This window comes from Streptomyces sp. NPDC051133, assembly GCF_040682635.1.
GTDB lineage: Bacteria > Actinomycetota > Actinomycetes > Streptomycetales > Streptomycetaceae > Streptomyces.
Genome location: NZ_JBFBBK010000005.1, coordinates 201,430 through 215,017 on the forward strand (window position 1 = coordinate 201,430; position 13,588 = coordinate 215,017).

The following is a 13,588-nucleotide window of genomic DNA, read 5'->3' on the forward strand; positions in this document are numbered from 1 at the left end:
CTCTGTGAGCCGCCGACGTCCCGGGCCGCCCGCTCACCGCACGAACGCGTCGCACACGAACGCGTCGCACACCGCGTCGTACTCGCGCGTCCACCACACCGCGAGCGCCGACGCGGCCGGGAACTGGCAGTCCGCGCGCGTGTCGCCGCGCTCGTAGTGCCAGCGCAGCATCCAGAAGTCGTTCAGCCGCTCCCACCACACCCGGTGCACGGCCGCCGCCAGCTCCGAGGGCGAGGCGCCGGCCGCGCGCCGGTACGCGCGCGCGTAGGCGCGCACCTTCGGCAGGTCCAGCGCGCCCGCAGGCCGGACGAAGAAGATCGCGGCGGCGCGCACGGCCTCCTCGGCGCGGGGCTGCACGCCGAGCCGGTCCCAGTCGACGATGGCCGCCGGGGCGTCGTCCTTGTAGAGCAGGTTGAACGGGTGGAAGTCGCCGTGCACCCAGCCCACCGAGCCGCCGCGCGGCGGGCGCCGGTCCGCGTGCTGCTCCAGCAGGGCCCGGCGTTCCAGCAGCCGGTGCCGGGCCAGCTCGTCGAACGCGTCCGCGGGGCGGTGGCGGCTCACCCGGCCGAGCAGGTCGTCGATCAGGGCGAAGGTGTCGGCCGGGTCGGCGCTCTCCACGGGATGGGGGCTCGTGGCCGGGCGGGTACGCCCCTTCGGGGGCATCACACGCTCCAGACAGGCGTGTACGGCGCCCAGCAGCGCCCCCAGGCGGGCGCTCTCCCCGCGGGTCAGCTGGCCGCCGTCCCGGTGCCGGCCGTCGATCCAGGGGTGCAGGGCGTAGGCGTGGCCGCCGACGACGGCGACCGTGCGGCCCTCGCGGTGCGCGAGCGGTACGGAGACCGGGACGCCGAGGTCGGCCAGGCGCTGGGTGGCGCGGTGCCGGCGCTCGATGGCGGCGGGGTCGGCGGTGTCGGGGTCGAAGTGGTGTTTCAGGAAGTAGCGGCCGCGTGTGGTGCACAGCCGGTAGCCGCGGTTGAGCAGGCCCTGGTCGACCGGTTCACAGGTGAGGGCGGAACCGGCGGCGTACAGGCGCAGCAGGGTGCCCACAGGGGGCGCGTGGGGTACGGGGGGTGGTACACATGAGCGCGGCACGCCGCAGATGCTAGGGCACGAAAAGACGCTGTGAGCTGCGCGTTGTCACAGGCAGTCGTCGACGGTCGCTTTCGGTCACGCGACGGGCTTTATCAAATGTTTCCGCGACCCTCGCCCTTTTCCGCGGGCATACGATCCGGCCGCCCCGGCGAAGCATTTCATGATCGGCGCAAAGAAATAACCTGACTTTTCCGCCTTCGCCCATGAGGTCGGTCTCACAGACGACTCTTCCCGTGACCTGGGTGCGCGGGATAACGTGCGGTTGCTCCGGCCTGAAGCAAGGCTGTGACCAGCACGCTTGCACACCTCCCCGATTTACTTGGAAATCCAAGCAAAATCGCAGGTCAGGTGGGGTTTCACAGAAATGTGGAGCACTGGGTAACGTGATGGTTGCAGGGCGCTCGCCGGGGCACCTGTCACGCCTGTTCCCGGCCGAGTGGCACCCACCCCGTGCCCGGTGGTCGAAACAGGTGAGCCGCACTGGCCTACCGGCAACCCCGGGGGCCGGAACGACGGAGGAGCACACGTGACCGTGGACAGCAGTGCCACGCGCAAGCCGCGACGCAGCGCCGCAGGCAAAGCCGGCACCACCGGCAGCAAGACCGGCACCACCGGTGACACGACCGGGACCGCCGGCACCAAGCGCACCACCCGCGCCCCTCGCGCCACCGCGAAGAAGAGCACCGAGCCCGAGCTCGTGCAGCTTCTGACGCCCGAGGGCAAGCGGGTCAAGAACGCCGAGTACGACTCCTACGTCGCCGGCATCACCCCCGAAGACCTGCGTGGCCTGTACCGCGACATGGTGCTCACCCGTCGCTTCGACGCCGAGGCCACCGCCCTGCAGCGCCAGGGCGAGCTGGGCCTGTGGGCCTCCCTGCTGGGCCAGGAGGCCGCCCAGATCGGCTCCGGCCGGGCCCTGCGCGACGACGACTACGTCTTCCCGACCTACCGCGAGCACGGCGTCGCCTGGTGCCGCGACGTCGACCCGACCAACCTGCTGGGCATGTTCCGCGGTGTGAACAACGGCGGCTGGGACCCCAACAGCAACAACTTCCACCTGTACACGATCGTCATCGGCTCCCAGACGCTGCACGCCACCGGCTACGCGATGGGCATCACCAAGGACGGCGCGGACAGTGCGGTCATCGCCTACTTCGGCGACGGCGCGAGCAGCCAGGGCGACGTAGCCGAATCGTTCACCTTCTCCGCGGTCTACAACGCGCCGGTGGTGTTCTTCTGCCAGAACAACCAGTGGGCGATCTCCGAGCCGACCGAGAAGCAGACCCGCGTGCCGCTCTACCAGCGCGCGCAGGGCTTCGGCTTCCCGGGCGTGCGCGTGGACGGCAACGACGTGCTGGCCTGCCTGGCGGTCACCAAGTGGGCGCTGGAGCGCGCCCGGGCCGGTGAGGGCCCCACCCTCGTGGAGGCGTTCACCTACCGGATGGGCGCGCACACGACCTCCGACGACCCGACCCGCTACCGGGGCGACGAGGAGCGCCAGGCCTGGGAGGCCAAGGACCCGATCCTGCGCCTTCGCCGGTACCTGGAGGCCTCAAACCACGCGGACGAGGGATTCTTCGCGGAACTCGAGGCCGAGTCCGAGACGTTGGGCAAACGAGTACGCGAGGCGGTCCGCGCCATGCCCGACCCGGACCACTTCGCCATCTTCGAGAACGTGTACGCGGACGGGCACGCGCTCGTCGACGAGGAGCGCGCCCAGTTCGCCGCCTACCAGGCGTCGTTCGCGACTGGGTCCGAGAGCGGCTTCGCCGCGGGTGAGGAGGGTCGCTGAGATGGGTGAGAAGATGGCGATGGCCAAGGCCATCAACGAGTCGCTGCGCCGTGCGCTGGACGCCGACCCCAAGGTCCTGGTCATGGGCGAGGACGTCGGCAAGCTCGGCGGCGTGTTCCGGGTGACGGACGGCCTGCAGAAGGACTTCGGCGACAGCCGGGTCATCGACACCCCGCTGGCGGAGTCCGGCATCGTGGGCGCCGCGATCGGCCTGGCCCTGCGCGGTTACCGGCCGGTGGTGGAGATCCAGTTCGACGGGTTCGTCTTCCCCGCCTACGACCAGATCGTCACGCAGCTGGCCAAGATGCACGCCCGCTCGCTGGGCAAGGTGAAGATGCCGGTCGTCGTCCGGATCCCCTACGGCGGCGGCATCGGCGCGGTCGAGCACCACTCGGAGTCCCCCGAGGCCCTGTTCGCGCACGTCGCCGGCCTGAAGATCGTCTCCCCGTCGAACGCCTCCGACGCGTACTGGATGATGCAGCAGGCCATCCAGAGCGACGACCCGGTGATCTACTTCGAGCCCAAGCGCCGCTACTGGGACAAGGCCGAGGTCGACTTCGAGGCCATCCCGGCCCCGCTGCACAAGGCGCAGGTCGTGCGCGAGGGCACGGACCTCACCCTGGCCGCCTACGGTCCGATGGTGAAGCTGTGCCAGGAGGTCGCCGCGGCGGCGGCCGAGGAGGGCAAGTCGCTGGAGGTCCTGGACCTGCGCTCGGTCTCCCCGCTGGACTTCGACGCGATCCAGACCTCGGTGGAGAAGACCCGCCGGCTGGTCGTGGTGCACGAGGCACCGGTGTTCTTCGGCTCGGGCGCGGAGATCGCCGCGCGGATCACCGAGCGCTGCTTCTATCACCTGGAAGCGCCCGTGCTGCGGGTCGGCGGCTACCACGCCCCGTACCCACCGGCGCGGCTGGAGGAGGAGTACCTGCCGGACCTGGACCGCGTGCTCGACGCCGTCGACCGCTCGCTGGCGTACTGAGGAGAGGGTCGTGACGACGATGACGGAAGCGTCCGTACGCGAGTTCAAGATGCCGGACGTGGGTGAGGGGCTCACCGAGGCCGAGATCCTCAAGTGGTACGTCCAGCCCGGCGACACGGTCACCGACGGCCAGGTGGTGTGCGAGGTCGAGACCGCCAAGGCGGCCGTCGAACTCCCCATCCCCTACGACGGCGTGGTCCGCGAGCTGCACTTCCCCGAGGGCACCACGGTCGACGTGGGCACCGTGATCATCGCGGTGGACGTGGCGGGCGGCCCGGCGGCACCGGAGGCGGCGCAGCCCGAGGCCGCGCCCGCCCAGCCGGCCGAGGAGGAGCCCAAGCCGGAGGGCCGTCAGCCGGTCCTGGTCGGCTACGGCGTGGCCACCTCCTCCACCAAGCGGCGCCCCCGCAAGGGCCCCGAGGTCACCGTGCCGGCCCCGGCCCAGGCGATCCAGTCCGAGCTGAACGGTCACGCGCCGGTCGCCGACAAGGCGCGCCCGCTGGCCAAGCCGCCGGTCCGCAAGCTGGCCAAGGATCTCGGCGTCGACCTGGACACCATCACCCCGTCCGGCCCGGACGGCGTCATCACCCGCGAGGACGTCCACGCGGCGGCGGCCCCGAAGCCCGCCGAGCAGACGGCCCCCGTCGCCGCCGCCCCGGTGGCGCCGGCGCCGGTCACGTCGTACGACGGTGCGCGTGAGACCCGGATCCCGGTCAAGGGCGTCCGCAAGGCGACCGCGGCGGCCATGGTCGGCTCGGCGTTCACCGCGCCCCACGTCACCGAGTTCGTGACGGTGGACGTGACCCGCACGATGAAGCTGGTCGAGGAGCTGAAGCAGGACAAGGAGTTCCAGGGCCTGCGGGTCAACCCGCTGCTGCTGATCGCCAAGGCCCTGCTGGTCGCCATCAAGCGCAACCCCGAGATCAACGCCTCCTGGGACGAGGCCGGCCAGGAGATCGTGCACAAGCACTACGTCAACCTGGGCATCGCGGCGGCCACCCCTCGCGGCCTGATCGTGCCGAACATCAAGGACGCGCACGACAAGACACTGCCCCGGCTCGCCGAGTCCCTCGGTGAACTGGTGTCGACGGCCCGCGAGGGCAAGACCTCGCCGGCCGCGATGCAGGGCGGCACGGTGACCATCACCAACGTCGGCGTCTTCGGCGTCGACACCGGCACGCCCATCCTCAACCCCGGCGAGTCCGCGATCCTCGCGATCGGTGCGATCAAGCTCCAGCCGTGGGTGCACAAGGGCAAGGTCAAGCCGCGTCAGGTGACGACGCTGGCGCTGAGCTTCGACCACCGTCTGGTCGACGGTGAGCTGGGCTCGAAGGTGCTGGCGGACGTGGCGGCGATCCTGGAGCAGCCGAAGAGGCTGATCAGCTGGGCGTAAGGGGGTCCGGGCGACAGCCTCGGACGTCTGAAGGGACGGCCGCAAATTCCAGTTGCGGCCGCCCCTTCTCCTTTTCTCCTCAGGTTTCCCCTCGGCTTTCCCCTCAGCTCTGGTGGAGCACGTACACCGGCGCCCCGTCCTCAGCCCCGCCCCGGGAGCCCCGTACGGGCGGCGAGCGCGTCCGTCGTTGCGCGCAGCGCGCCCGACTCGACGAGCACCGGGACGATCAAGCCTTTCCTTCTGCAGGGCCAGTCCCTCCTGCTGCACGGTCTGCGTCTGCGTCTGCGACTCGATCGATGCCAATTGCAAGGCCGAAGTCCACAATTGCGAGTGAAGGTCGCCGAAAACGACTCCCGTAGAGTTACCGCATGGTAGCGGGGGAGAAGATCGCAGCTCGGCATGCGAAGCCAAGAGCGGTGGCCGGGGTCGGGCGGGCCTCTGTGCTCATGGCCGGGGGGACCGTCGTGTCGCGGGCCAGTGGGCTCGTCCGGCAGGTGCTGCAGGGGGCCGCGCTCGGGACCGGGCTCCTCGCCACCACGTACAACACCGCCAACACCGTGCCGACCAGCCTGTACACCCTGCTGATCGGCGGTGCGCTGAACGCCGTGCTGGTGCCGCAGTTGGTACGGGCCCGGGCCACCCACGCCGATGGCGGGCGGGCGTACGAGCAGCGGCTCGTGACCCTGGTCGTCAGCGTGCTGGCGGTCGGCACCCTGCTCGCCGTCTGGGCGGCGCCGGACATCGTGAGCCTGTACATACGGGACACCCCCAAGGAGCACGACGCGTACCGGCTGACGGTCGTCTTCGCCCGCTTCCTGCTGCCGCAGATCTTCTTCTACGGGCTGTTCGCCATCCTCGGTCAAGTGCTGAACGCCCGCGAGAAGTTCGGGGCGATGATGTGGACGCCCGTGCTGAACAACGTCGTCCTCGTGGCGATGTTCGGCGTCTATCTCGGGATGATGACCGTCCCCCGTTCCATCACCGACATCACCGACGCCCAGGTCCGCTGGCTCGGGGCCGGCACCACGGCCGGGATCGCCGTGCAGGCCCTCGCCCTCGTGCCGTTCGCCCGCGCCGCCGGCTTCCGCTTCCGGCCGCGCTTCGACTGGCGCGGGTCGGGGCTCGGCTCCGGGGTCCACGCGGCCAAATGGACGCTGCTGTTCGTGCTGACCAACCTGGTCGGGCTCACCGTCGTCACGAACTACGCCAACGCCGCCGACGCGCGACTGCCGAAGGCCGGCGTCGGCTACACGGCGTACAGCTACGCGCAGACCATCTGGATGCTGCCCCAGTCCATCGTCACCGTTTCGCTCGTCACCGCTCTGCTTCCCCGGATGAGCAAGGCCGTGACCGAGGGCCGGATCGGTGATCTGCGTGCCGATCTCTCCCGGGCGCTGCGGGTCAGCGGTGTCGTCATCGTCCCGGCCGCCTTCCTCTTCACCGCGCTCGGGCCGGACATCGCCACCCTGCTCTTCGCGCACGGCGCCGCCGGCCCGGCCACCGTCCGGCCCCTCGGGTACATGCTCCAGGCCTTCGGGCTCGGACTGATCCCGTTCTCCGCCCAGTACCTGCTGCTGCGCGGCTTCTACGCCTTCGAGGACACCCGGACGCCGTTCTTCATGGCCGTGTGGACCCAGGTGGTGAACATCGCGCTCGCCACCGCCTGCCATCTGCTGCTGCCCGCGCGGTGGGCGGTCACCGGAATGGCCGGCGCCTACACCGTCTCCTACGCCGCCGGACTCGTCCTCACCGCGCGCCTGCTGGCCCGCCGCACCGGCGGCCGGCTCGACGACGGCACGCTGCGCACGACGTACGCCAAGCTGCTGTGCGCCGGGGGCGGCGCGGCGGTGGCCGGCTGGGGCGCGGCGCGCGGGTGCGCCGGGGTGCTGGGCGGTGGCACGGCGGGCACGGCCCTCACCACCGTCGCCGGCACCCTGGTCCTGGCCCTGGCCTACCTCCTCCTCGGCCGTCTCCTGCGCCTGCCCGAACTGCGCCGGCTGCCCGGCCTGCGCTGAGCCACCCGAACTGCGCTGAGCCGCCCGGCCCGCGCTGAGCCGTCCGGAAGTCCCCCTCGGAAAGGCCGAGCCACCCGGACGTCCCCCTCGGAAAAAAACAGGGTGGAACCTTTCGGGCACGCCCCTCCTCCTGACCCGGCGACGCGGGCCCGACGGGGGACCGCACCGGCCCGAGTGGGGGCTTGCATGGCATCGCACACCGACCGTCCACTGCCGCGGGACGAGCGCGCCGCGCACCGCTGGCTGGACGTCCGCGGGACCCGGCTGCATCTCGCCGAGTACGGCAGCGGCACCCCGCTGCTGATGTTGCACGGGTTTCCGCAGCACTGGTACGCCTGGCACAAGGTCGCGGCGCTGCTCCCGCAGGGGTACCGGCTGCTCTGCCCCGACCTGCGGGGCTTCGGCTGGTCGGGGATCACCGCGCGCGGTCACGACATGGACGGCCTGGCCGAGGACATGCTCGCGCTGCTCGATGCGCTCGGACGGGAGCGGGTCGGCCTCGTCGGGCACGACTGGGGGGCCCACCTGGGGTTCCGGCTGTGCTTGCGGGCGCCGGAACGGTTCTCCGCGTACCTCGCCCTCAACATGTCCCACCCCTGGCCCCGCCACGGCGCCGTCCTGCCCAACCTGTGGCGCCTGTGGTACACCGCGTTCGTCGAGTACCCGGTGCTCGGACGCGCCGTCCTGCGGCACTGGCCGGGCTTCACCCGGTTCCTGCTGCGCCGTCAGGCCGCCGACCCGGCCGTGTGGACGCGGACCGAACTCGCCGAGTACGCCGAGGCCGCCTCGGTGAGCGCCGTCGCCGGGCAGCAGTTGTTCTGGCAGTACGTGCTGCACGACATCCCGGCACTGGTGCGCGGCACCGCGCGGCGGCAGCGGCTGACCGTGCCGACGCTGCTGCTCGGCGGGGAGCGGGACACCGTCGTCGTACCGTCGCTGCTGGCGGGTGCGGAGCCGTACGCCGATGAGCTGAGCGTGCGCCTGGTGCCGGGGGCAGGGCACTACCTGCCGCAGGAGCGGCCCCAGGAGGTGGCCGAAGCGGTCCGCGCGCTCTTCCGCCACTGATCCGGCTCCGTCCGCCCTTCCGGCACGCGCCGACGCGGCTCCCCCGCCCCTGCGAACGCGCGCTACCGCAGCTCCGCCCGTTCGGCGACCCGGTGCAGGAACGCCTGCCCCCGCCGTTCGCCGAGCAGGCGGCCGTAGAGCCACTGGGCGGGGCGGAGGGTGGTGGGGCGGCCGGCGCCGAGGACCGCGAAGCGGGTGCCCCCGGCCTCCGGCACGGCCGCCATACCGCCCACGACCAGGCGGGACTGCATCAGGCACCAGCCCGGGGCGAGCCGTACCTCGAACGGTTCCGACACCTTCCAGCGGCCCACCGCCAGCGCCCGGTCACCGGTCACGCGGAACTCCCGCAGGAACGGGACCAGGTGCGGCAGTTCCCCCTCCAGGTCGGAGGCCACCGCCCACACCCGGTCGTACGGGAGCGCCAGACGCTCCTCCGCGTACATGCCGGCGCGCAGGCCGGCCGCCAGTACCCGCAGCCGCCGTACGGGGTCGGGAGCACCCGCCGGGGTCACCTCTTCGGGGACAGTCATCGCGACCACGCCTTCCGGAACGAGGAACGGGCCCGGTGCAGCCGGGACTTGACGGTGCCCTGGGGCACTCCGAGCAGGCGGGCGACCGTGGCCTCGTCGAGGCCCTCCAGTTCGCGCAGGACCAGGACGGCGCGGTGCCGGACCGGCAGCCGGGCCAGCACGTCCCGTACGTCGGCGGGCAGCTGCCCGTCGGGGCCCGGCCGCAGTCCGCCGAGGCGGGCCAGGTCCGCGGGGTCGGCCGGTTCCTCGGTGGCGGTGCGGCGCGCGACCCGGACCGCCTCGCGCACGGTCGCCGTACGCACCCAGCCGTAGAAGGCCTGTGGATCACGCAGGCCGCGCAGCCCCTTGAAGACGGCGAGCAGCGACTCCTGCACGGCGTCGGCGACGTCGTGCGGCGCGAGCGGGCGGCACAGCCGGGTCACGTAGGGCGTGACCAGTGCCAGCAGTTCGTCCATGGCCAGCGCGTCCCCGCGCTGGGCGGCCCGGACCAGCGTGGCGGCCGTGTCCCACGGTTCGGCACGGCCGTCCGTCTCCCCCTGGATGTCGGCACCTTCCTTCGCTTCGGTCGTCGACGCGGTGTCGATGCCGCGGGCAGCAGGACGGGCCCGCCGCTGTGTGCGACGGGCCCGTGGGGTCGTGCGGGCGTCAGCCGAGCTTGGCGAAGCCGTAGTTGAGCAGCTTCTTCGCGTCCGCCTCGCGGTTCGGGATGGAGGTGGAGGCGAGTACGGTGCCGATGACGGTCTTGCCGTTGCGGGTGGCGGCGAAGACCAGGCAGTAGCCGGCCTCCGGGCCGGAGCCCGTCTTCACACCGATGGTGCCGCTGTAGCTGCTGAGCAGCCCGTTGGTGTTCGTCCACGCGCCCATCGTGCGGGTGCCGCCCGACTTGGTGACCGTCTTGGCGGTGTACGACTTCGTCTTGACGATCGTGCGGAACGTGGAGCTCTTCATCGCGCTGCTGGCGATCTTCGTCAGGTCGCGCGGCGTCGAGTAGTTGTTGCCGTTGCCGATGCCGTCGAACGAGTCGAAGTGCGTGTTCTTCAGGCCCAGGCTCTTGGCGGCGCTGTTCATCTTGCCGATGAAGTTCGACACGCGCGCGGCGCGGGTGGAGCCCGAGCCGTAGGTGTCGGCGAGCGCGTAGGCGGCGTCGCAGCCGGACGGCAGCATCAGGCCGTACAGCAGCTGGCGGACGGTGACCTTGTCGCCGACGATCAGGTGCGCCTGGGAGGCGTTGTTCTTGACGACGTAGTCGCTGTACGCCTTCTGGATCACCACCTTCTTGTCGAGGTTGAGGTTCGACTGCGCGAGCACGACCTTGGCGGTCATGATCTTGGTGGTGGAGCCGGTGGAGCGCTGGGTGTCCGCCGCCTTGGTGTACAGCGTCGAACCGCTCGAGTTGTTCATCACGTAGCCGCCCTTGGCCACGATCGAGGGCGTCGTGACGGCCTGCGCGGGTGCCGCGGCGACGGCGCCGGCGGCCAGCAGCGCGCCGGAGGTGACGGCGACGGCGGCGGCTCGGCGGACGCGGGTGGCGCGGGTGCCCTTAATGCCGGTAATCAAAGTAAGATACCCCGATTGTCTGAAATGCCCCTGAAGTGCGGCCGGTTGCGGTGGCAGGGAGCGTAGGGCCGCAAGTGTGAGACATGTAAGTAGCACACATGGTTGTGCGGTCGCTGCGAGAGATTTTCGCCATGTCCGCATGGTGGACCGCGCCCCCGCATGTGTACGCGTTGTATCTATCATGTCGGCATGAAAACGGCCGTCCAGCAGCCCGCCCGACCCATGAAGCAGCCCCCCGCCGCCGACCGCGTCTACGCCCACGTCAAGCAGGGCGTCCTCGACCGCCGTTACGAGGGCGGCACCCTCCTCACCGAGGGGGAGCTGGCCGAGGCCGTGGGAGTTTCCCGCACCCCTGTCCGGGAGGCGCTGCTGCGGCTGGAGGCGGAGGGCCTCATCCGGCTCTACCCGAAGAAGGGCGCCATGGTCCTGCCGGTCTCCGCGCAGGAGATCGCCGACGTGGTGGAGACCCGGCTGCTGGTCGAGGAGCACGCCGCCCGCAAGGCGGTGCCCGCCCCGCCGGGACTGGTGGAGCGGCTGGCCGAGCTGCTGGAGCGGCAGAAGGCGCAGGCCGCCGCCGGTGACCTGGCCGCGGCCGCGGTGACCGACCGCTGCTTCCACGCCGAGATCGTGCGCAGCGGCGGCAACGAGATCCTGGCCCGGCTCTACGACCAGCTGCGCGACCGCCAGCTGCGGATGGGCGTCGCCGTCATGCACTCCCACCCCGACCGGATCGCCAAGACGCTCGCGGAGCACGAGGAGATCCTGGACGCGCTGCGCTCCGGGGACGCGGAGGCGGCCGTCGGCGTCGTGCACCGGCATGTGAGCTGGTTCTCGCACCTCGCGCGGGGTGAGGTCCGATGAGCGCCACGGCGGGCAACGCCACCCTTCCGGGGGATCCACCGGGCGGCCGGCGGGCCGTCGCCGTGTGGTCCATAGGGGTGGCCGTCTACTTCGTCGCCGTCATCTTCCGTACGTCGCTGGGAGTGGCCGGACTCGACGCGGCCGACCGGTTCCATGTGGGCGCCTCCGCGCTGTCGACGTTCTCGATCCTCCAGCTGCTGGTCTACGCGGGCATGCAGATACCCGTCGGCCTGCTGGTCGACCGGCTCGGCACCAAGAAGGTGCTCAGCATCGGCGCGGTGCTGTTCACCGCCGGGCAGCTGGGCTTCGCCTTCTCGCCGTCGTACGGCACCGCCCTCGCCTCCCGGGCGCTGCTGGGCTGCGGCGACGCGATGACGTTCATCAGTGTGCTGCGGCTCGGCACCCGCTGGTTCCCGGTCCGGCGCGGGCCGATGGTCGCCCAGTTCGCGGGGCTCGTCGGCATGGCCGGCAACCTGGTCTCCACGCTGGTCCTGGCCCGGCTGCTGCACGGCATCGGCTGGACGCCGGCGTTCGCGGGCAGCGCACTGGCGGGCGTGCTGGTCCTCGCCCTGACGCTGCTGTTCCTCAAGGACCATCCCGAGGGATACGAACCGGAGCCGTCCCCGCACCAGGGCGCCGCCTATGTCCGGCGCCAGATCGCCGCGTCCTGGCGCGAGCCTGGGACCCGGCTGGGGCTGTGGGTGCACTTCACCACCCAGTTCCCGGCGATGGTCTTCCTGCTGCTGTGGGGGCTGCCGTTCCTGGTGCAGGCGCAGGGGCTGAGCCGGGGCACGGCCGGTGAGCTGCTGACCCTGGTGGTGCTGTCCAACATGGTCGTCGGGCTCGTCTACGGCCAGGTCGTCGCCCGGCACCATGCGGCGCGGCTGCCGCTGGCGCTGGGCACGGTGGGGGCGACGGCGCTGGTCTGGGCGGTGACGCTGGTCTACCCCGGGGAGCATGCGCCGATGTGGCTGCTGGTGGTGTTGTGCACGGTGCTGGGGGCGTGCGGACCGGCCTCGATGATCGGTTTTGACTTCGCCCGGCCGGCCAACCCGCCCGAGCGGCAGGGCACGGCCTCCGGGATCACCAACATGGGTGGGTTCATCGCCTCCATGACGACGCTGTTCGCGATCGGGGTGCTGCTGGACGCCACCGGGGACGACTACACCGTCGCGTTCAGCGCCGTGTTCGTGCTGCAGGCGCTCGGTGTGTCGCAGATCCTGCGGCTCCGGGGGCGCGCGGCTCGGCGGGAGCGGGAGCGGCTGGTCTCCAGCCGGGTCGAGACGGTGCACGTGCCCGCGGCCTGACCGGGCTCTGCCACCCGCGCACCACCGGCTTGTGGTCGGCAGGGAAGCGGGGCGAGCCGTCCGGACCCCCGCCGTCGGGGGCCTCCCGCCCCGGCACGGCCTACGGCGTCACCGTGAAGTTGCGCAGGATCGCCGCCGTCAGGTCCGGGTCGCCCTCGGTCTTGATGCGGTCCGCCACCGACTCCGCGCCGACCCGGCCGCAGGCCAGGCGGACGTAGGTCTCCCAGTCCAGGGTGATGGTGGCGGCCGGGCCCAGCGCGGGCGTCGTCTCCAGGGTGCCGCGGCCCTGGATGTCCACGCGGATGGTGCGCAGGAACTCCACCGGCCCGTGGACGTCGAACACGATCGCCGAGCTGCGGGGCGCCTCCGCGTCCTTGGCGACCACCTTGGGCAGGGCCTCCAGGAGCATGTCCCGGGCCACGTACGCGCCCGGCGAGTCCAGGTTGCCGGGGCGGCCGAGGGCCGTGCGCAGGTCCTGCTCGTGCACCCACACGTCGAAGGCCCGGGCACGGTAGGCCTGTTCCAGGGTGATCTCCGTGCCCAGCGGGCCGCGCATCGTGCTGCCGGGCTCGCGGGCCTCGTTGCGCAGCTGGCGGTTGCGGCGGATGACCGTGTACTCCAGCTCGGCCGTCATCTCCGGCGCCGTGTGGTGCCGGCGGACGTCGACCTGCATCTCCATGTAGCGCTGGTGCTCGGTGGTGACGTGGAAGAGGTCACGGGGCAGGGAGTGGATGGGCCGCGGGTCGCCGAGCATCTCGCAGTCCATGCCGATGACGTGCGACACGACGTCCCGGACCGACCAGCCCGGGCACGGGGTCCGCCTGTTCCACTCACCCTCGGCCAGGGGCTGCACCATCTCGGATATCGCGTCGATCGAGTGCGTCCAGGCGTCGGCGTAGGGCTGGAGGGTGGGATGCAGACTCACGGAACGGGACCCCTCGGCGGTCGGTACACGGGCAGGTTGTGGCGGCGTTGCCGGCGGGCGGCGGGCGGCACT

Annotated in this window: 12 protein-coding genes; 7 read left to right on the forward strand and 5 right to left on the reverse strand. The window is 71.6% G+C overall.

What is annotated here, in order from left to right; genetic code table 11:
- Window positions 1-33: 33 nt before the first annotated feature.
- Window positions 34-1,047, reverse strand: a complete 1,014-nt coding sequence (locus AB0N17_RS08520; RefSeq protein WP_366010391.1) for a phosphotransferase — start codon at window positions 1,045-1,047, stop codon at window positions 34-36.
- Between the two features lie 571 nt (window positions 1,048-1,618).
- Between AB0N17_RS08520 and pdhA the strand changes: the two genes are divergently transcribed.
- From pdhA to AB0N17_RS08545, 5 genes are all read left to right on the forward strand, one after another.
- Entirely contained in the window at window positions 1,619-2,884 is a 1,266-nt protein-coding gene (gene pdhA, locus AB0N17_RS08525; protein ID WP_366010392.1) for a pyruvate dehydrogenase (acetyl-transferring) E1 component subunit alpha, read from the forward strand.
- Between the two features lies 1 nt (window position 2,885).
- Window positions 2,886-3,863, forward strand: coding sequence for an alpha-ketoacid dehydrogenase subunit beta (locus AB0N17_RS08530; protein ID WP_366010393.1), 978 nt, complete (start codon window positions 2,886-2,888; stop codon window positions 3,861-3,863).
- 10 nt (window positions 3,864-3,873) lie between these two features.
- Window positions 3,874-5,256 carry a dihydrolipoamide acetyltransferase family protein gene (locus AB0N17_RS08535; RefSeq protein ID WP_366010394.1) on the forward strand — a complete coding sequence of 461 codons (1,383 nt, stop codon included), beginning with the start codon at window positions 3,874-3,876 and terminating at the stop codon, window positions 5,254-5,256.
- A gap of 446 nt (window positions 5,257-5,702) precedes the next feature.
- Window positions 5,703-7,271 carry a murein biosynthesis integral membrane protein MurJ gene (murJ, locus tag AB0N17_RS08540; protein WP_366010395.1) on the forward strand — a complete coding sequence of 523 codons (1,569 nt, stop codon included), beginning with the start codon at window positions 5,703-5,705 and terminating at the stop codon, window positions 7,269-7,271.
- Between the two features lie 186 nt (window positions 7,272-7,457).
- Window positions 7,458-8,336, forward strand: a complete 879-nt coding sequence (locus tag AB0N17_RS08545) for an alpha/beta hydrolase (protein ID WP_366010396.1) — start codon at window positions 7,458-7,460, stop codon at window positions 8,334-8,336.
- A 62-nt stretch (window positions 8,337-8,398) separates the two neighbouring features.
- Here AB0N17_RS08545 and AB0N17_RS08550 read toward each other — a convergent pair whose 3' ends face one another.
- From AB0N17_RS08550 to AB0N17_RS08560, 3 genes are all read right to left on the reverse strand, one after another.
- On the reverse strand, window positions 8,399-8,866 hold the full coding sequence (locus AB0N17_RS08550) for a hypothetical protein (protein ID WP_366010397.1): 468 nt from the start codon (window positions 8,864-8,866) through the stop codon (window positions 8,399-8,401).
- Window positions 8,863-9,321: a sigma-70 family RNA polymerase sigma factor gene (locus tag AB0N17_RS08555; protein WP_366010398.1), complete on the reverse strand. Its 459-nt coding sequence runs from the start codon at window positions 9,319-9,321 to the stop codon at window positions 8,863-8,865. The genes AB0N17_RS08550 and AB0N17_RS08555 overlap by 4 nt, the downstream gene beginning before the upstream one ends.
- A 190-nt stretch (window positions 9,322-9,511) precedes the next feature.
- The gene (locus AB0N17_RS08560) at window positions 9,512-10,423 is read right to left on the reverse strand and encodes a D-alanyl-D-alanine carboxypeptidase (RefSeq protein WP_366010399.1); all 912 of its coding nucleotides are present in this window, start codon (window positions 10,421-10,423) and stop codon (window positions 9,512-9,514) included.
- A 189-nt stretch (window positions 10,424-10,612) separates the two neighbouring features.
- Between AB0N17_RS08560 and AB0N17_RS08565 the strand changes: the two genes are divergently transcribed.
- A complete protein-coding gene (locus tag AB0N17_RS08565; protein WP_366010400.1) occupies window positions 10,613-11,284 on the forward strand; it encodes a GntR family transcriptional regulator in 672 nt (223 codons plus the stop codon).
- Complete coding sequence (locus AB0N17_RS08570) at window positions 11,281-12,591, forward strand: MFS transporter (RefSeq protein WP_366010401.1); 1,311 nt, start codon at window positions 11,281-11,283, stop codon at window positions 12,589-12,591. Before AB0N17_RS08565 ends, AB0N17_RS08570 begins: the two co-directional genes overlap by 4 nt.
- A 100-nt stretch (window positions 12,592-12,691) precedes the next feature.
- On the opposite strand, the gene AB0N17_RS08575 is transcribed toward AB0N17_RS08570, so the two are convergent.
- Complete coding sequence (locus AB0N17_RS08575) at window positions 12,692-13,516, reverse strand: maleylpyruvate isomerase family mycothiol-dependent enzyme (RefSeq protein ID WP_366010402.1); 825 nt, start codon at window positions 13,514-13,516, stop codon at window positions 12,692-12,694.
- Window positions 13,517-13,588: the final 72 nt, after the last annotated feature.